Annotated in this window: 21 protein-coding genes; 6 read left to right on the top strand and 15 right to left on the bottom strand. The window is 68.0% G+C overall.

Annotation, left to right across the window (positions count from 1 at the left end):
* Positions 1 to 4 precede the first annotated feature (4 nt).
* The 5 genes from GPX89_RS37230 to GPX89_RS37210 are packed head-to-tail and all read right to left on the bottom strand — an operon-like array spanning position 5 to position 3,246.
* The gene (locus tag GPX89_RS37230) at positions 5 to 361 is read right to left on the bottom strand and encodes a DoxX family protein (protein ID WP_157392466.1); all 357 of its coding nucleotides are present in this window, start codon (positions 359 to 361) and stop codon (positions 5 to 7) included.
* Positions 358 to 966, bottom strand: a complete 609-nt coding sequence (locus tag GPX89_RS37225; protein WP_157392465.1) for a TetR/AcrR family transcriptional regulator — start codon at positions 964 to 966, stop codon at positions 358 to 360. The genes GPX89_RS37230 and GPX89_RS37225 overlap by 4 nt, the downstream gene beginning before the upstream one ends.
* Before the next feature lie 49 nt (positions 967 to 1,015).
* Positions 1,016 to 1,441, bottom strand: a complete 426-nt coding sequence (locus GPX89_RS37220) for a PPOX class F420-dependent oxidoreductase (RefSeq protein WP_157392464.1) — start codon at positions 1,439 to 1,441, stop codon at positions 1,016 to 1,018.
* Between the two features lie 18 nt (positions 1,442 to 1,459).
* Complete coding sequence (locus tag GPX89_RS37215) at positions 1,460 to 2,095, bottom strand: LuxR C-terminal-related transcriptional regulator (protein WP_157392463.1); 636 nt, start codon at positions 2,093 to 2,095, stop codon at positions 1,460 to 1,462.
* Positions 2,092 to 3,246, bottom strand: coding sequence for a sensor histidine kinase (locus GPX89_RS37210; RefSeq protein WP_328602741.1), 1,155 nt, complete (start codon positions 3,244 to 3,246; stop codon positions 2,092 to 2,094). The genes GPX89_RS37215 and GPX89_RS37210 overlap by 4 nt, the downstream gene beginning before the upstream one ends.
* Positions 3,247 to 3,375: 129 nt before the next feature.
* Here GPX89_RS37210 and GPX89_RS37205 point away from each other — a divergent pair, with 129 nt between their 5' ends.
* Together GPX89_RS37205 and GPX89_RS37200 are read left to right on the top strand one after the other, a co-directional pair.
* On the top strand, positions 3,376 to 4,425 hold the full coding sequence (locus GPX89_RS37205; RefSeq protein ID WP_157392462.1) for an ABC transporter permease: 1,050 nt from the start codon (positions 3,376 to 3,378) through the stop codon (positions 4,423 to 4,425).
* A gap of 35 nt (positions 4,426 to 4,460) precedes the next feature.
* The gene (locus tag GPX89_RS37200; RefSeq protein WP_157392461.1) at positions 4,461 to 5,186 is read left to right on the top strand and encodes an ABC transporter ATP-binding protein; all 726 of its coding nucleotides are present in this window, start codon (positions 4,461 to 4,463) and stop codon (positions 5,184 to 5,186) included.
* A 16-nt stretch (positions 5,187 to 5,202) separates the two neighbouring features.
* Here the strand turns inward: GPX89_RS37200 and GPX89_RS37195 are convergent, their stop codons facing one another.
* Positions 5,203 to 6,165: a helix-turn-helix transcriptional regulator gene (locus GPX89_RS37195; RefSeq protein WP_157392460.1), complete on the bottom strand. Its 963-nt coding sequence runs from the start codon at positions 6,163 to 6,165 to the stop codon at positions 5,203 to 5,205.
* Between the two features lie 201 nt (positions 6,166 to 6,366).
* Between GPX89_RS37195 and GPX89_RS37190 the strand changes: the two genes are divergently transcribed.
* The 3 genes from GPX89_RS37190 to GPX89_RS37180 all read left to right on the top strand — a co-directional run bounded on the left by GPX89_RS37190 (position 6,367) and on the right by GPX89_RS37180 (position 8,356).
* A complete protein-coding gene (locus GPX89_RS37190; protein WP_157392459.1) occupies positions 6,367 to 6,948 on the top strand; it encodes a TetR/AcrR family transcriptional regulator in 582 nt (193 codons plus the stop codon).
* Positions 6,949 to 7,027: 79 nt separating this feature from the next.
* Positions 7,028 to 7,789, top strand: coding sequence for an SDR family NAD(P)-dependent oxidoreductase (locus GPX89_RS37185; protein ID WP_157392458.1), 762 nt, complete (start codon positions 7,028 to 7,030; stop codon positions 7,787 to 7,789).
* Between the two features lie 141 nt (positions 7,790 to 7,930).
* A complete protein-coding gene (locus GPX89_RS37180; protein ID WP_157392457.1) occupies positions 7,931 to 8,356 on the top strand; it encodes a DUF4254 domain-containing protein in 426 nt (141 codons plus the stop codon).
* On the opposite strand, the gene GPX89_RS37175 is transcribed toward GPX89_RS37180, so the two are convergent.
* Genes GPX89_RS37175 through GPX89_RS37160 form a run of 4 tightly spaced genes read right to left on the bottom strand, consistent with a single transcriptional unit; the run spans position 8,339 to position 10,029 of the window.
* Positions 8,339 to 8,494, bottom strand: coding sequence for a hypothetical protein (locus GPX89_RS37175; protein WP_157392456.1), 156 nt, complete (start codon positions 8,492 to 8,494; stop codon positions 8,339 to 8,341). The genes GPX89_RS37180 and GPX89_RS37175 overlap by 18 nt on opposite strands.
* The gene (locus GPX89_RS37170; RefSeq protein ID WP_157392455.1) at positions 8,469 to 8,693 is read right to left on the bottom strand and encodes a hypothetical protein; all 225 of its coding nucleotides are present in this window, start codon (positions 8,691 to 8,693) and stop codon (positions 8,469 to 8,471) included. The genes GPX89_RS37175 and GPX89_RS37170 overlap by 26 nt, the downstream gene beginning before the upstream one ends.
* Complete coding sequence (locus tag GPX89_RS37165) at positions 8,690 to 9,736, bottom strand: isopenicillin N synthase family dioxygenase (RefSeq protein ID WP_157392454.1); 1,047 nt, start codon at positions 9,734 to 9,736, stop codon at positions 8,690 to 8,692. The genes GPX89_RS37170 and GPX89_RS37165 overlap by 4 nt, the downstream gene beginning before the upstream one ends.
* Positions 9,733 to 10,029, bottom strand: coding sequence for a hypothetical protein (locus GPX89_RS37160; RefSeq protein WP_157392453.1), 297 nt, complete (start codon positions 10,027 to 10,029; stop codon positions 9,733 to 9,735). The genes GPX89_RS37165 and GPX89_RS37160 overlap by 4 nt, the downstream gene beginning before the upstream one ends.
* Positions 10,030 to 10,164: 135 nt before the next feature.
* Between GPX89_RS37160 and GPX89_RS37155 the strand changes: the two genes are divergently transcribed.
* A complete protein-coding gene (locus tag GPX89_RS37155) occupies positions 10,165 to 10,761 on the top strand; it encodes a helix-turn-helix domain-containing protein (protein ID WP_328602740.1) in 597 nt (198 codons plus the stop codon).
* Positions 10,762 to 10,770: 9 nt separating this feature from the next.
* Here GPX89_RS37155 and GPX89_RS37150 read toward each other — a convergent pair whose 3' ends face one another.
* The 5 genes from GPX89_RS37150 to GPX89_RS37130 are packed head-to-tail and all read right to left on the bottom strand — an operon-like array spanning position 10,771 to position 17,198.
* Entirely contained in the window at positions 10,771 to 12,702 is a 1,932-nt protein-coding gene (locus tag GPX89_RS37150) for an acetoacetate--CoA ligase (protein WP_328602739.1), read from the bottom strand.
* An 11-nt stretch (positions 12,703 to 12,713) separates the two neighbouring features.
* On the bottom strand, positions 12,714 to 13,547 hold the full coding sequence (locus GPX89_RS37145; protein WP_157392452.1) for an HpcH/HpaI aldolase/citrate lyase family protein: 834 nt from the start codon (positions 13,545 to 13,547) through the stop codon (positions 12,714 to 12,716).
* On the bottom strand, positions 13,544 to 14,023 hold the full coding sequence (locus tag GPX89_RS37140; protein ID WP_328602738.1) for a MaoC family dehydratase: 480 nt from the start codon (positions 14,021 to 14,023) through the stop codon (positions 13,544 to 13,546). Before GPX89_RS37140 ends, GPX89_RS37145 begins: the two co-directional genes overlap by 4 nt.
* A complete protein-coding gene (locus GPX89_RS37135; RefSeq protein WP_157392451.1) occupies positions 14,020 to 15,180 on the bottom strand; it encodes an acyl-CoA dehydrogenase family protein in 1,161 nt (386 codons plus the stop codon). Before GPX89_RS37135 ends, GPX89_RS37140 begins: the two co-directional genes overlap by 4 nt.
* Entirely contained in the window at positions 15,177 to 17,198 is a 2,022-nt protein-coding gene (locus tag GPX89_RS37130) for an acetyl/propionyl/methylcrotonyl-CoA carboxylase subunit alpha (protein WP_157392450.1), read from the bottom strand. The genes GPX89_RS37135 and GPX89_RS37130 overlap by 4 nt, the downstream gene beginning before the upstream one ends.
* Positions 17,199 to 17,200: the final 2 nt, after the last annotated feature.

Raw genomic sequence — 17,200 nt, 5'->3', positions numbered from 1 at the left:
GCCGTCAGAACCGCCCGACGGCCACCAGCACCGCGATCGCGAACAACACCACGTTCGACAGCGACCGCCCATATTCACCCCGCCGGATGTGAACGCCGAATCCGCCGACCATCACGACGGCCAGCCCGACCGCTGCGATCGGCGTCAGCACGCTCGCGATCCCGGTCGCCCAGGGCAGCACCACCCCGAGCCCGCCCGCGATCTCCACCGCCCCGATCCCCCGCACCGCCCCCTGCGACATGTCGTCCACCCACGGCATCCCCCCGCGCAGCTTCTCCTTGGGCAGCGCCGCCTTCGCAACGCCACCGAGAACGAACGACAGCGCCAGCACGACCTGCCCGATCCACAGCCATGAATTCATGCGTTTCTTTCCTTCTCGTACGCCCAGCTCGCCGCGACCGAATCCGCGACGCGATCGATGAGTTCCCGGTCTCCGTCACCGCCGAGCATGGTCAGCCAGAGGAAGACCGGTCCCGCGAATTGCGCGTGCGCCCAGCGCAGCTCGGGCAGGCAGGTCAGCTCGCCGCGCGCGACGGCCCGCTCGGCCACGGCAGTGATGAGCTCGCGCTCGGGCAGCAGGCAGACCTGCTCGAACACCGCCTGCAGCGCGCCGTCGTGCAGCAGATCCGCCATCATCTCCGGCAGCACGGCCCGGACCCGCGAATGCGCCATGCGCGCAACGAAATCCGCCGCCACCTCCGCCAGATCACCACGCAGGCTTCCGGTGTCGACGTAGTCACGCGGCCGCAGATCGCCGATCAGATGATGCAGCGCCAGGGCGGCCTTGGACGGCCAGCGCCGATACAGCGCGGCCTTGCCCACCCCGGCCCGGGTGGCCACGTCCTGCATGCGCAGTCCCGCGTAGCCCACCTCGGCGAGCAGCTCCTCGGTCGCCTCCCGCACGGCGCGATCGGTGTCGGCCGACATGGGCCTGCCCGGCCGCGGCCCCTCAGATACGGAACTCATGGTTCCGAATTTAACACATAACGGAACCGCAGGTTCCGTAAGTGAGATTTCAGCCGCTGACCTTGAAATCGGTCAGCACTTTGGTGGGCCGCAGCCGCACGACGAGTTCGCCGGGCACGGCATTGCGCTCACCGAATTCCTGGGCGCGATCCGCGCCCATGTAGCGCGCGCCGATCTCGGTCGCGGTGCGCAACAACTCCGCCGGCTCCTCCGAGACCTCGGCCACACCTTGCACCTGCACGAAGGAGTACGGCGGCTCGGCCACATCCACGACCAGTGTCAGCCGCCCGTCCCGCAGGATCGACCGCCCCTTGGCGGTGTCCTTGCCGGTGTTGAAGACGATCTCGTCGCCTTCGAGCACGAACCAGATCGGCGCGACCAGCGGACGGCCGTCGCCGGCCACGAACGCCAGCTTGCCGGTCCGGGTGCCCTCGGTCAGGAAATCGCGTACACGCTGATCGGACAGTGAGGCCATGGGCCACACCGTACGACCTCAGATGGCCCCGCGCTCGCGAGCCCTGGCCACGGCGGAGGTTCGGGATTTCACGCCGAGCTTCGAATAGATGTGGACCAGATGGGATTTGACGGTGGTCTCGGAGAGGAACAGGCGCTTGCCGATCTCGCGGTTGGAGTGGCCGTCGGCGACCAGGCGGAGCACCTCGATCTCGCGGGGGCTCAGGGTGGTGTCGGGCTTGCGGACCCGGGTCATCAGCCGGGAGGCCACCGACGGGGACAGCACGCTCTCGCCCTCGGCGGCCGAGCGGACCGCGGCGAGGAGTTCGGCGGGCGGGGTGTCCTTGAGGATGTAGCCGACCGCGCCCGCCTCGATCGCGCCGAGGATGTCGGCGTCGGTGTCGTAGTTGGTGACCACCAGGACATTCGGCGGATTCGGGAGGTCGCGCAGGGCGGCCGTGGCGTCCGCGCCGGACTTGCCGGGGCCGAAGCGGAGATCCATCAGGACCAGATCGACCGGGGTCGTGGAGCAGAACGCCACGGACTCTTCGGCGGTCGCCACCTCGCCCACGACTTCGATGTCGTCGGAATCGGTTTCGGTGACGCTGGAGTCGAGCAGGGCGCGCAGGCCCGCGCGGACGATCGCGTGGTCGTCGGCGAGGAGGATGCGGATCATTCGTCCTCCAAGGGGAACGAGACGGTGACGGCGGTGTGGCCCGGTTCGGATTCGACGTCCATGGTGCCGCCCTGTTGTTCGACACGGCTGCGCATGGCGTTGAGACCGAAACTGCCGGAGGGTGATTCGGCCAGCACCGCGGGATCGATGCCCACACCGTCGTCGACGACGTCCAGGTGCACCGCGTCGTCGGCGTAGGTGAGGGTGATCCGCATGCGCTGAGCGTGGGCGTGGCGCACCACATTCGAGACCGCGCCCTGCGTGATGCGCACCAGGGCGGCCTCGATCGGCATGGGCAGCCGCTGCGGGTCGCCCTCGACGAGGACCTGCGCGTCCAGGCCGGGCGCGGCGGCGCGCTCGGCGACGCGGGTGAGCGCACCGGCCAGGGAGTGCCCCTCGAGCGGGGCCGGCGTGAGTTCGGCGATGAGATGACGGGTTTCGACCAGGCTGTCGGCGGCGGTCTCGCGGGCGAGCCGAATCTTCTCCAGCGCGGGATGATCCGGCGCCGCGCGCTCCACCGCGTGCAGCAGCAGCTGAATGCTGCTGAGCCCCTGGGCGACCGTGTCGTGGATCTCCTGGGCCAACCGTTCCCGCTCGGCCATCTTGCCCGCGGTGCGCTCCTGCTCGGCGAGAGTGTTTCTGGTGTCGAGCAATTCGTCGATGAGGCGCTGGCGTTCGGCGGCCTCCCGGAACAGCGCCCCGTAGCCCAGCCCGATGGCGACCGCGACCAGCGCGCCCAGCAGCGGGCCGATCACTCCGGCCAGGGTCCAGCCGCGGTGTGCCGCAAACCCGACCACCGACACCATGGTCGCGGCGGTCACCGCGATCAGTCCCCAATAGCGCGGCAGCAGATGCAGATAGAGGAAGAACAGCCCGAAGACGAGGTAGACCGCCAGCGGGGCGAAGGCCACCAGCGCCAGCCAGATCGCCGTCAGCACCGCGAGCCACACCCGCGCGCCGACCAGGTTGCGCCGGAACCGGCCCCCGATGAAGTAGACGCCGAGGAAGAGCACCGCCAGCACGACGATCACGGAGGGATGCGATCCGGCGACCACCTCCTGCACCGCGACCACCACGGTCAATGCCACCACCAGCGCGTGCAGACCGAGCTGCAGGGCGGAGAAGACCGGGGTGAGGGGCGAGCGATGCACGCGACCAGCTTATGCCCGGCTATTGCCCCGGCATCCATCGAAAGTAGGAAACGCCGCCGTGCCGTTGGCGGACCGGGTTTCGTTCGGCGGCGCGATGGCGCGGGGGGCTTTCCCCGACAGAGTGGAAGTATGTTCGTAGCACTCCGAGATCTGCGGGCCGCCCGCGGCCGCTTCCTCCTCATTTCCCTGGTGGTCACGCTGGTCGCGCTGCTGGTCAGTTTTCTCAGCGGCCTGACGGCCGGTTTGGCGCATCAGAACATTTCCGCCATACAGGCGCTGAACACCGGCACCGTCGTGTTCTCCGATACCGGCTCGTCCCCGTCCTTCGACGCCTCGACCCTGAGCCAGGAACAGGTCCAGACCTGGGAGCAGACCGGCGGCACCGTCGACCCGATCGGCATCAGCCGCACCCGCGCCACCCTGAACGGCGCGTCGCCCACCCAGGTGGCATTGTTCGGCGTGCAGGGCACCCCGTTCGGCAAGCGCGTGGCTACCGACTCCGGTTCGGTCATCCTGTCCAAGGCGGCCGCGAAGGATCTCGATGCCGAGGCCGGTGACACCGTCGAACTCGGCGCTGCCGGCTACACCGTGCAGGGCGTGACCGACGACGACTGGTACGCGCACACCCCCGTGGTGTGGATGACCTTGTCGGACTGGCAGACCCTGAACCCGCACGCCGGTGCGGCCACCATCCTCGCCGTCTCCGGCGTCAGCGACGAGAAGGCCGTGAACGCCACCGCGCACACCACCACGACCAGCGCCAAGGATTCGCTGTCCGCGATGGCGTCCTACAAGGCCGAGAACGGCTCGCTGACCCTGATGACGGTCATGCTGTTCGCCATCTCGGCGCTGGTGATCGGCGCGTTCTTCACGGTGTGGACCGTGCAGCGGCAGCCGGACATCGCGGTCCTGAAGGCGCTCGGCGCGACCACCGCGTCGCTGATCCGAGATGCCTCGAGCCAGGCCCTGATCGTGCTGCTGCTGGGTGTCGGCGCCGGCGTCGGCATCACCGTCGTCGCGAGCCTGTTCATGGGCGGCGCGGTGCCCTTCGTGCTCAGCGTGAGCACGACGCTGTTCCCCGCCGCGGCCCTGATCGCGCTCGGCCTGCTCGGTGCGGCCTTCGCCCTGCGCTTCCTGGTCACCACCGACCCGCTCACCGCCCTGAACCAGGCCCGCTGATGACCCCGTTTCCCTTGCCTCCCAGGAGTATCGCGATGACCAACGCCCTCACCGTCTCGGACCTGACCCTCACCTTCCCCGACGGCGCGGACCGCATCACCGCCCTGAACCACGTCGACCTGCACGTGGCCGGGGGCGAGATCGCCGCCATCACCGGCCCCTCCGGCTCGGGCAAGTCCACCCTGCTGGCCAGCGTCTCCACCCTGCTGCGTCCCGACTCCGGCCGCGTCGAACTCGAAACACCCACGGGCACCCTGGATCTGGCGAACCTCAGCCGCCGCGACGCCGCGACCCTGCGCCGCGATTCGATCGGCATCGTCTTCCAGCAGTCCAACCTGGTTCCCGCGCTGACCGCCCTCGAGCAGCTCGAGGCCATGGCCCACCTGGGCCAGAGCCTGTTCGCCTCCCCGGCCAAGCGTCGCGAAGCCCGTTCGCGCGGACGGGATCTCCTGGCCGCGGTGGGCTTGTCCGGTCACGAGAACAAGCGCCCCGCCCAGCTGTCGGGCGGCCAGCGCCAGCGCGTGAACATCGCGCGCGCCCTCATGAACGATCCGGCCCTGCTGGTCATCGACGAGCCGACCAGCGCCCTGGATCAGGAGCGCGGCGCGGCCATCATCGACCTGATCGTCGGCATCGTCCGCGAGCACGGCGCGGCGACCCTGCTGGTCACCCACGACCTGTCGCACCTGGACCAGATGGATTCCGTCTACCGCATGGTCGACGGGGTCCTCACCCGGCAGCAGGCGGCCCTGGCCGCCTGAACGAGGCGAATACCCGTCACCCCGCGACGCTCCGCGCGGCCCGCTCACCGATCCGCCGGATCTCCTCGATCAACTCTTGCGGCCCGTGCACCCGGATCTCGAAACCCAACTCCAACAACCGATGCGCTACCCATTCGGGAAGGTCGTCGCGCCGCATGTCGAAGACGCAGGCGTCCTCGCCCCGAGGCACGACATCGCCCGGCCCCTCCCCCAATCTGCCGATCACCTTCGAGGCGGGACCGGCGATGTCCACCAAGTAGTGCAATCCCGGAGCGCCCCAATCGGTTCGGGCACCGAGGACATAAGCCGCCGGATCGGCGGCGGGCAACTCCCGAGGCGCGAACCGGGCGCCGGTGGCCTGTGCGCGCTCGATCCGATCGACGCGAAAGACCCGCCAATCGTTCCGGTCGAGATCGAATCCCACGAGATACCAACGGTGTTTGTGCGGCACCAGCCCCACCGGCTCGATATTCCGACGCGTCTCGTCACCACCCGCCGACGAGTAGGCGAACCGAACTCGCTCCTTGTTGGTAATCGCCGCGGCGAGCGTAGTGAGCAATTCGGGATCGATCGGATTCGTGGACGCACCGGGCGAGACGGTGGCCGCCCCCAGTACTCGCACCCGCCGCCGAAGTTTCGCCGGAAGCACTTGCTCGAGCTTGGTGAGCGCCCGAACGGCGGCCTCCTCGATCCCGGCGATAGCTGAACCCGCCGCGGCCCGTAGGCCGACGGCGATCGCGACGGCTTCGTCGTCATCGACCAGCAGCGGCGGCATGGCGGCTCCCGCGACCAATCGGTAGCCGCCGGTAGCGCCCATGGTCGCCTCCACGGGATACCCGAGCTCCCGGAGCCGATCGATATCGCGGCGAACCGTGCGGTCGGTGACGCCGAGTCGCTCGGCCAGTTCACTTCCGGGCCATTCCCGCGGGGTCTGCAGAAGGGACAGCAGCCGCAGCAGCCGTGCCGGCGTATCGCTCATGAACTCCACCTTCCGCTCCAAATAGGACCAGACTAGTCCTAGATAATTCCTCCATTGCCCATACGCACAGCACCGAGTTCCGCCCGTTCCGCCTCGCCCGCGCCCGCTGGTCGGCACAGCTGCCGGGCCAGCAGCGGGGCCGCCAAGTTCCGCTAGCCATCTTTCTTGACCGATCGGTCTAAATACTCGTAGAGTGCCGGCATGGCCAGGACCAAGGAGTTCGATCCGGACACCGTGTTGCGCCGCGCTCTCGAATTGTTCTGGGAGCGTGGCTACGACGCGACGTCGATGTCGGATCTGGTTGAGCATCTTGGGATTGCCAAGGCGAGCATCTACGCCACCTTCGGGGGCAAGCGCGAGCTGTATCTGAAGTCCCTCGAGCGCTACCTGGAGAGCACCGATCCGGTGATCATGGCGGAGCTGTCGCAGCCCGGCCCGGTCATGCCCGCGGTGCGCGCGCTGGTCGAGCGGTTCATTCGCGAAGCCTCCAGTCCGGACTCGTATTTGGGCTGCATGGTCGTGAACAGCGCGGTCGAGATGGCCAGGCGCGACGAGGCGGTCGCGCGGCTGGTCGAGTCGAGTTGGGCACACCTGGAGACGACGCTGAACTCAGCGCTGCTGCGCGCCAGATCGCAGGGTGAACTGTCCATGGAATCGGACCCGCGCGCCCTCGCCCGATTCCTGCTGGTGTTCTTCCAGGGCATCCGAGTTCTGGAGCGAACACCGGATTCCGCTGCACGCCTGCGTGATGCGGCGAAGATCGCCGTATCCGCCCTCGGCTGAACAGGTTTGCGAGTTATCCACAGCCGTTTTGCCCCTCTTCAATCAAGACCGATCGTTCTACATAAGGAGCCGCAGTCTCATGAGCGCCCGTTTCGATGAAAAAACTGTGCTGATCACCGGTGGCGCCGGAACGATCGCCGGGGCGACCGCGCAAGCCTTCGCCGACCGCGGCGCGACCGTGGTCCTGGCCGGCCGCGATGCCGATCAGCTCGCTCGCGCGGCCGCGGAAATCCGCGCCGACGGCGGCAAGGTCGACTGGGTGACCGCCGATGTCACCGACGCCTATCAGGTCGAGGCCATGGTCGAGGAGGTCGTGCGCCGGCACGGCGGTCTGCACGTCGCGTTCAACAATGCCGGAATCCTGGGCACCCCGGCGCCCGTGGGCGACCTGGAGGACAACGACTGGCATCGGGTGCTGGACGTCAACCTGACCGGTGTCTTCTTGTCCATGAAGCACGAGATCGCGCATATGCGCGGCAATGGCGGCGGCGTCATCGTGAATATGGCGTCGAATATCGGCACGCACGGCCGCCGCCCGGGATTGGCCGCCTACGCCGCGTCCAAGGCTGCCGTCAGCGTCCTGAGCCAGACCGCGGCTCGCGACCATATCGGCGAGGGCATCCGCATCAATGCGGTGAGCCCGGGTGCGACCGATACTCCAATGTCGTTCCGCCCCGGCGAAACTCGCGCGGATCGCGACGCGCGCATGGCCACCGCGAATCCGATCGGCCGGGTCGGCGACCCGGCCGAGATCGCGGCGGCCGTGGTGTGGCTGGCCTCGCCCGAGTCGAGTTTCGTCATCGGACACGATCTCGTCATCGATGGCGGCGCGACCGCCTGAGCCCTCACAGTTCAATTGCCGACACCGCGAGCTTTCAATAGCAAATTCGCAGTGGGTTGTTGAACCGGCAGACATCCCCTTGTCACCTGCACTGACTAATCTGCTTGGAATTCGCAGGTCGCGGTATTAGGAGCAGTAGCGATGAGGGACACACTGCCATCCAAGAACCAGGTCCTTCAGGCTTGCCGAGGGACCGATGAACCCGGGCACCCGCTACTACGCGCCGCGCACGATCTCACCGCGCTCCATGAACGCCTACTCGGTGCGGAATCGGACGAAATTCTCGAACTCGACACGGTCCGAGCCGATTTGGTGAATGAGATCGATTGCTGGGTCACCACTCAGCTCCCCCCGTCGCACGGCGCGGCGCGGGTGCACACCGAAACCCTGGGTGCGGTCATCGACCGCCTGGCCCGGCTCACCGCCGCCGCCTACGCCGCGCTCGCCCGCCAATCCGGCCGGGAACTCACCATCGCCTGGGAGCACCTGGCCGAATTGGCGGTCGGCTACGAGGATTTGGCGTCCGAGGTGACTACCGGCCGCCGCCGGTTACCCGGCACGCACTGACATCCGTTCGGCCTTGTCGGTTTCATCGAGCCAGCACCCTTCCACCGCCGCCAGGGTGAAGGCCAGCAGCTGTTCGGTGTCATAACCCAGCGCCTCGTGCAATACCCGGAAGTCATTGGTCGGGTCGGTGCGCCGCAATCCGGCTCGCCCCGCCGGCGCGCAGGAATTCGTCCACGACCTCGTGACTGTCGATGTCGTACAGATCAGCGGCGCCGCGCCCGCCCGGCGGAGCGACCCCGTATTTGCGGGCCGGATCCAGCACCGTCCCCGGCAGCACGGACCCGGTCGGATGACAGTGCAGACTGACCTTCGGCAACATCCGAGAGGGAATGCTCAAGGCCGCTCCCCCCGCTGCGCCGCCAGCACCCGGGCCGCCTCTCGCGGTGCGCTCGTATTCGGTTGCAGGTAGCGCGAACCCGCCAATTTGACGCGCAGATGCTCGGCCACCGTGACCGGCTCGTATTTGCTGCCCTCGCCGATGCACGACGGCAGCGTCTCGATGACCGCGTCGGCATTCCCGTCGCAGAAGTAGGCAGCGCTGCGGCGGCGCTCGATGGTCCCGTTCACCACCGGCGGCTTCACCCGATGCAGCGTGGACAGCCAGCGTTCATTGGTCCAGCGGGCCATGAGATCACCGAGATTGACCAAGAGCGCCCCGTCCGCGGGCACGACGTCGTGCCAGACTCCGTCCGCGCCGAGCACCTGCAATCCCGCGACCTGATCGGCCCACAGCACGGTGAGGATCCCGTAATCGGTGTGCTCGCCCATGCCGGTGAGCTCGCCGTCGATGTCCACCGTGCCCGGCGGCAGCGCATAGTTGTTCATGCGCAGGACATCCTGCGAGTGGTCGATGAACGGTTCGAAGTATCCGTCGGGCAACTCCAACGCCCGGGCGAACGCCGTCGCCAACGTGCGCGCGACCCGAGCGGCCTCGGCGAAGTACGCTTCCACCGGCTCCCGGAATCCCGGAATCTCCTCCGGCCACACGTTTTCGGCGTAGTCGAGGATGGACAGATCCAGCCCCGGATGCTCGGAGGCCGCGACACCGATATTGAACGCCTCGAAGAAGTCGTTCATCCGCGACGCCTGCGCCACGCCCAGACTCAGGCTCAGACTCTCGCTCTTGGGCGGGGAATAGCCCCGGTTGATCGGCGGTGGCACCCGATACCGCTTCTTCACCGTCAATTCCATTCCGAAGAAGCGGTCGAGGGCGGCGGCGAAGTTCTCCAGGATTTCCTGCGGCACACCGTGTCCGACGACCTGCATGAACCCGACCGTGCCGGCGGCCTCGTCGATCGCGCGCGCCACCGCATCGCGGGCTTCGCCATCGCCGTCGGTGACGAAGGCGGTGATATCGATGATCGGTACTTCGAATGTCATAGTTCTTCCTTCCGAGCGGGACGAGCGGAAAAAGCCAGGTAGTCGATGATGTAGATGGCGGCCCAGGGCGCGAACCAGACGATCATGAACAGCAGGAAGTTGCTGACGAAGGTGTTGAAGTTCGCCGAGAGCACCACGAGCAGCGCGACTTTCAGGCCGGTGGAGCTGACCGCGAAGGCGGTGGTCCCGGCGGCGGATCCGGGCAGGCTGGCCAGCCCGGTGAGCGACCAGGCGCGGGGCGGGCTGGGGTGGTGGTGACTGGCGGGTCGCCATCGATGACCGACATCGGGCACGCTCCGAGTAAAACAGGAGTGATAAGTGACAGCAATCAGATTGGCGGTCTTGTATGGCGTGAACGTTCACCCGAGTCACGATCGCGTTAACGCCCGCATGGTCGCGCGAAACCCGGATCGGGCACACTGGCCTGTGTGAACGACACTGCCGCCACCCCTAGGGACCCCGATGAGGCCACCCTGGCCGGACTGGTCGGGAGCATGGTCCGGGAACTGCGCGAGAAGTCAGGGCTGTCGATGCGCGAGCTGGCCAAGCGCGCGGGCATCAGCCAGCCGTTCCTGAGTCAGATCGAACGCGGGGTCAGCGCGCCCTCGATGGTCACCACCTATCGCCTGGCCACCGCGCTCGGGGTGACGCCCGGCGATCTGCTGCCCGCACCCGAGTCCGAGCGGGTCACGGTGGTGCGGGCCGATGAGGGCCTGCGGCTCCCCGTCGGCGACCGCCCCGACGCCGCGGTGGGCCGGGCGCTGCACATGCGCCCGAACAGCCCGCTGGAAGTCATCGAATACCTGGTGGAGCCGGGCCAATTCATTGGCGGCTGGTTCGAATCCACCGGCGTGACCGGCGTGTACGTGGTGTCGGGCCAGCTGGAGGTGGAGCTGGTCGGGGTGGGACGGATTCGCCTGGGCCCCAGGGATTTCGTCGACTTCCCCTCGACCATCCGGGACCGCTGGCACCTGGTCGACAACCAGCCGGCCCACGTCCTGCTGGTCATCGCCCAACCCCGCTGAGCCCGGCCGCTACCGCTTCCGGGCGGCGTACCAGTCCAGCAGCGCCGGATCGTCGACGGCCGTCGGAGCCACCACCCGGCTCGGGTCCGCGCCCTGGAGCAGCTTCTTGATCGGCACCTCGAGCTTCTTGCCGGTGCGGGTGTGCGGAATGCCCGGCGCCTCGATGATGTCGTCGGGCACGTGCCGCGGCGACACCTCCGCGCGAATGGTCGCGTTGACCCGCCCCTTCACCTCGTCGGTGAGCTCGACACCTGGTGCGAGAGTGACGAAAAGCGGCATCCAGTAGTCGCCCTCGGGCAGTTCGACGCCGATGACGAGGGCCTCGGCGATCTCCGGGAGCGCCTCCACGGCCTGGTAGATGTCGGCGCTGCCCATCCGGATGCCCTGGCGGTTCAGGGTGGAATCCGAGCGGCCGTGCACGATGATGCTGCCGTGCTCGGTGATGGTGATCCAGTCGCCGTGCCGCCAGACACCGGGGAACATCTCGAAATAGGCTTCGCGATAGCGGGACCCGTCCGGATCGTTCCAGAACGACACCGGCATGGACGGCATCGGCTCGGTGATGACCAGTTCCCCGACCTCGTCGCGAACCGGCCTGCCCTGTTCATCCCAAGCATCCAGTGCGACACCGAGATACGGCGCGGACAGCTCACCCGGCCACACCGGAACCGTGCGCACGCCGCCGATGAACGCCGACACCACGTCGGTGCCACCGCTGATGGAAGCGACCGGCACGTGCTCGCCCACATTGTCGCGCAGCCACAGCGACGAGGACGGCGGCAGCGACGAGCCGGTGATGCCGACCAGCCGCAATGCCGAGAGATCATGATCGGCGCGCGGGACCGATCCCGCCTTCGCGCACGCCAGCACATATCCGGGACTGGTCCCCAATACGGTCGCACCGGTCCGGGAGGCCAACTGCCACAGCGCATCCGGAGTCGGCGCGGCCGGGCTGCCGTCGTAGCAGACGATCGTCGCGCCGACCAGCAGCCCGGCGATCTGGAAGTTCCACATCATCCAGCTCGGGCTGGTGTACCAGAAGAACGTATCCTCGGGCCCGATATCCGACTGCACGGCAACGGCTTTCAGATGTTCGACCAGCACGCCGCCGTGCCCGTGCACGATGCCCTTGGGCTTGCCGGTGGTGCCGGAGGAGTACAGCACCCACAGCGGATGCGCGAAATCCACCTGCACGGTGTCGATGTCGACGTCTTCATCGCCCGGCTCGACCTGCTGCCAGGGCACCGTATCTGCCAGTTCCGCACCGATCCGCGAGACCAGCACCGTGGCCGCCAGCGAGGGCAGTCCCGCCCGCAGCGCCTCGATATCGGCGGTCTTCTCGTGCCTTTTCCCGCCGAACCGGTACCCGTCGGCGGTCACCAGCACCTTGGGTTCGAGCTGCCCGAGCCGGTCCAGCGCCGCCTGGGCGGAATAGTCCTGGCCGCAGGCACTCCAGACGGCGCCGATGCTCGCGGTGGCGAGGAAGGCGATCACCGCCTCGGGAATGTTCGGCAGATACCCGGCGACCCGATCGCCCGGCCCGATACCCAGCTCGCGCAGCGTGCGCGCGAAGGCCGCCGCGGTGGCGATCAGTGCGGCCCAGGAGATCTCGGTGATCTCACCGGTCTCGTCGACGGACAGGATCGCCGGCCGATCATCGCGGACCTGGCGCACCACCTGGTCGACGTAGTTCAGCGTGGTACCCGGAAACCACTGCGCTCCAGGCATATCCGAGGATCCGAGCACCTCGTCGGACCGCTCGCCCAGATCGAAGTAGTCCCAGATCGCGCCCCAGAACCCCGGCAGGTCATCCACCGACCACTGCCACAGAGCCCGGTAGTCCGGCAGGCTCAACCCGGTGCGCTTCTCCACGAACAGCGCGAAGCTCGTCACCTGCGCCTCGGCGATATCGACCTCACCTGGCACCCACTGTGGTTCCACCGCAATACCTCCTACGACGCGAATCCCGCGCTACCGGCCGTGGCCGCCCGCTGCACGATCCGCTCGGCATGCCGGATGACCGGCATGTCCACCATGCGTCCCTCGAAAGTGAAGACGCCGCGATGATTCGGCGCTTCGGCCAGTACCCGGCGTGCCCAGTCGACCTCATCGACCGCGGGCGCGTACGCGGTGCGAATGACCGGCACCTGGCTGGGATGAATGGCCACCTTGGCATCGAATCCGATAGCGACCGCGTCCAGCGACTCGGCCGCCAGCCCCGCCAGATCCTTGATGTCCAGGTACACCGAGTCCAGCGCGAACTTCCCGTACGCCTTGGCGGCCAGCAGCGATTGCGATCGCACGTGGCGCGCCACATCCCGATACCCACCGTCGGCATGGCGCGAGGAGTTCCCGCCCAGCGCCGCCACCAGATCCTCCGCGCCCCACATGACGCCGATGGCGTTGCGCACCATGACCGCCCGCCCGACCGCGAGCGCGCCCAGCGGGGATTCGATGAGCGCGATCACCTCGTAATCGGTCAGCCGCGTGATCTGTTCGGCCGACTCGCATTTCGGCAGCATGATGCGCCGGTAGTCGGTGCGCACCAGCGCGTCGAGGTCGAGCATGTGCTCGAGGGTCCCCGCGGCGTTCACCCGGACCACGGTGCGCTCGGGATCGAGCGGCGTGGCGATCAATGCCTCACGGGCCGCCGCCTTGTCCGCCTCGGCGACACCGTCTTCCAGATCGATGATCACCACGTCGGCGGCATCGAGCGCCTTGCCGTAACGCTCCGGCCGGTCGGCGGGGCAGAAAAGCCAAGCGGGCCCGGGCATTTCCCAGCTCATGCGGGCTTCTTCCTCACGAGGGTCTTCCGGACGGCGGTGGCCACGACGTCACCGTGCTGATTGCGTCCGGTGTGCGCGAAGGTGACGATCCCTTCGCCCGGACGGCTCTTGGATTCCCGTAGCTCGGTGACCTCGGTCTCCGCGTACAGGGTGTCGCCGTGGAAAAGCGGTTTGGGGAAGGCGATATCGGAGAAGCCGAGGTTGGCCACGATGGTGCCCTGCGTCAGTTGCGCCACCGACAGGCCCACCAGCGTGGACAGCGTGAACATCGAATTCACCAGCCGCTGATGGAAAGGCGGCAGCGCATCGGAGAACGCCGCGTCCAGGTGCAGCGCCTGCGTGTTCATGGTCAGCGTCGTGAACAGCACATTGTCGGCCTCGGTAATGGTGCGCCCCGGCCGGTGCTCGTACACGACCCCGGTCTCGAACTCGTCGAACCACAAGCCGCGCTGGACGACCCGCTTAGCAGAGCTCACAGCCCGAGCTCCCGCCCGATCAGCATCAACTGCACCTCCGTGGTGCCCTCACCGATTTCCAGGATCTTGCTGTCGCGATAGTGCCGGGCCACAGCATATTCGTTCATGAAGCCGTAGCCGCCGAAGATCTGCGTGGCGTCGCGGGCATTGTCCATGGCGGCCTCGCTGGCGACCAGCTTGGCGATGGCGGCCTGCTTCTTGAAGGGCTTGCCGGACAGCATGAGCGCGGCCGCGTCGTAGTAGGCGGTGCGGGCCATGTGGGCGCGCGCCTCCATGCGGGCGATCTTGAAGGCGATGGCCTGGTTGGCGCCGATCGGGCGGCCGAACGCCTGGCGATCCTTGGCGTAGCGGACGCTCTCGTCCACACAACCCTGCGCCGCGCCCACCGAGAGAGCCGCGATGGCGATCCGGCCCTCGTCGAGAATCCGCAGGAAGTTGGCGTAGCCGCGGCCACGCTCGCCGAGCAGGTTCTCCGCGGGCACCCGCACATCGTCGAACGAGAGCGGATGGGTGTCCGAGGCGTTCCAGCCGACCTTGTTGTACGCGGGCTCGGCGGTGAAGCCCGGGGTGTCGGTCGGCACGATGATGGTGGAGATCTCCTTCTTCCCATCCGTGCTGCCCGTCACCGCGGTGACCGTCACCAGCCGGGTGATATCGGTCCCCGAGTTGGTGATGAACTGCTTGGAGCCGTTGATGATCCAGCTGTCCCCGTCCAGCACCGCCGTGGTCCGCGTGCCGCCCGCGTCACTGCCCGCGCCCGGCTCGGTGAGCCCGAACGCACCCAGCGCCCGGCCACTGGCCAGCAGCGGCAGCCACTCCGCCCGCTGCTTGTCATTGCCGAACCGATAGATCGGCATGGCCCCGAGCGATACGCCGGCCTCCAGCGTGATGGCCACGCTCTGGTCGACCTTGCCCAGCTCCTCGAGCGCCAGGCACAGCGCGAAGTAGTCGCCGCCCATGCCGCCGAACTCCTCGGGGAACGGCAGGCCGAACAGGCCCATGTCCGCCATGCCCGCGATCACCTCGTAGGGGAAGCTGTGCTCGGCGTCGTGCTCGGCGGCGACCGGGGCCACCACCTGGTTGGCGAAATCGCGGACGGTGAGGGCGAGTTCGCGGTACTCGTCCGGCAGGGTTCCGGTGGACAGGAAGTCGGTCATGACGGAGTGTTCTCCTCGGCAGATTCATTCAGAGCGACGATGCGAGCCAGCGGCTGTTCGAGTTTGACCTGCGCGCCCGCTGCGACCAGCAGTTCGACGCGCCCGGCAATGGGGGCGGTGAGCGAATGTTCCATCTTCATGGCCTCGACCACCACGATCGGCGTCCCAGCGGCCACGACGTCGCCCTCGGCGACGGGGGTGGCGATGACGGAACCCGGCATGGGGCTGATGATTTCGGCGTCGCCGGCATGAGCTTCACCGGCCCGGATATCGACCTCGGCGACCTCGCGCAGCAGCGCGGTACCGGTGCGATCCGCCACCCAGATCTGACCCGGCTGGGTGGCGACACGGTAGGCGGTACGCAGCCCGTCGAGGGTCAAGGTCAAGGTATCGCCGTCGGAATCGACTGTCAGCGGCTGCTTTTCGCCATCCTCGAGCCAAGCGGTGGCGGACTCCGGGCTACCGGCCAGATACACATGCGCCGTCCGGTCGCCGCTGGTCAGCCGGATGCCGACGGCCGCGTGCTCCCCGACCCGCCAGCCCGTCGGCTGCTGCCACGGATCGGCCGACGCACCCGCCCACCGATCCAGCCAGAGCCGGGCCGCCGCCGCGATGAACTGCTCGTCACTGACCGCAGCCGGCGTGAAGTCCACGACCCGCCGATCCAGCAGCCCGGTATCCAGCCGCCCCTCGAGCACATCCGGGTCCGCCAGCAGGAACCGCGCGAAGTCGATATTGGTCCGCACGCCCAGAATCTGCGTATCCCGCAGTGCCGCGTCGAGCTTGGCGATCGCGGCCGCGCGATCCGCGCCACCGGCGATCACCTTCGAGAGCATCGGGTCGTAGTCGGTCCCGACCACGGTCCCGGCCCGCAGCCCCGAATCCACCCGCACGCCAGGCCCTTCCGGCTCCGACAGCGCCAGCACGGTGCCGCCGGTCGGCAGGAAGTCGCGGCTCGGATCCTCGGCGTACACGCGCGCCTCGATGGCGTGCCCGGTCAGCCGGATGTCCTCCTGGGCCGCGGCCAGCTTCTGCCCGGCGGCGATGCGCACCTGGCATTCCACCAGATCGACCCCGGTGACCAGCTCGGTCACCGGATGTTCCACCTGGAGACGGGTATTCATCTCCATGAAGAAGAACTCGTCGGGCCGATCCGCGGAAACGATGAACTCGACGGTGCCCGCGCCCACGTAATCCACGCTGCGGGCGGTATTGCACGCCGCCGCACCGATCCGAGCCCGGGTCGCGGCGTCCAGCAACGGCGACGGCGCTTCCTCGATCACCTTCTGATGCCGCCGCTGCAGGCTGCATTCACGCTCACCCAGATGCAGCACATGCCCGAACTGATCGGCCAGAATCTGTACCTCGATATGCCGGGGCCGCGTCACGAACCGCTCGAGGAACAAGGTGTCATCACCGAAGGCCGCACCCGCCTCGCGCCGGGCGCTGACCAGCGCCGCGGGCAGATCCGCCGGATCCTCCACCCGCCGCATCCCCTTGCCGCCGCCACCGGCCGACGGCTTCACCAGCACCGGATACCCGATCTCGGTGGCGGCAGCGATCAATTCCGCATCGGTGAGCCCGGGCTTGGCGATGCCGGGCACCACCGGCACCCCGTACTCGGCCACCGCGTTCTTGGCGGTGATCTTGTCGCCCATGACCTCGATGGCCCGCGCCGACGGACCGAGGAAGGCGATGCCCGCCGCCTCCAGCGCCGCCGCGAAGGCCGAATTCTCCGACAGGAAGCCGTATCCGGGGTGCACGGCCTGCGCACCCGAACGCACGGCGGCGGCCACCACCTTGTCGATGTTCAAGTACGACTCGCGGGCGGGCGCGGGCCCCAGCCGGACCGCCGTATCGGCCTCCCGCACGTGGCGGGCGTCGGCGTCGGCGTCGCTGTACACCGCGACCGATCGAATCCCCATGGCGCGCAGGGTGCGAATGACCCGCACCGCGATCTCGCCGCGATTGGCGATGAGCACGGTGTCGAACGAGACGGGGTGCGCTTTGTTCATCATGG

The organism is Nocardia terrae (assembly GCF_009760405.1).
Lineage (GTDB): Bacteria > Actinomycetota > Actinomycetes > Mycobacteriales > Mycobacteriaceae > Nocardia > Nocardia terrae.
Note: the sequence above shows the minus strand (reverse complement) of the source record. Positions and strands in the feature narration are given on the sequence as shown.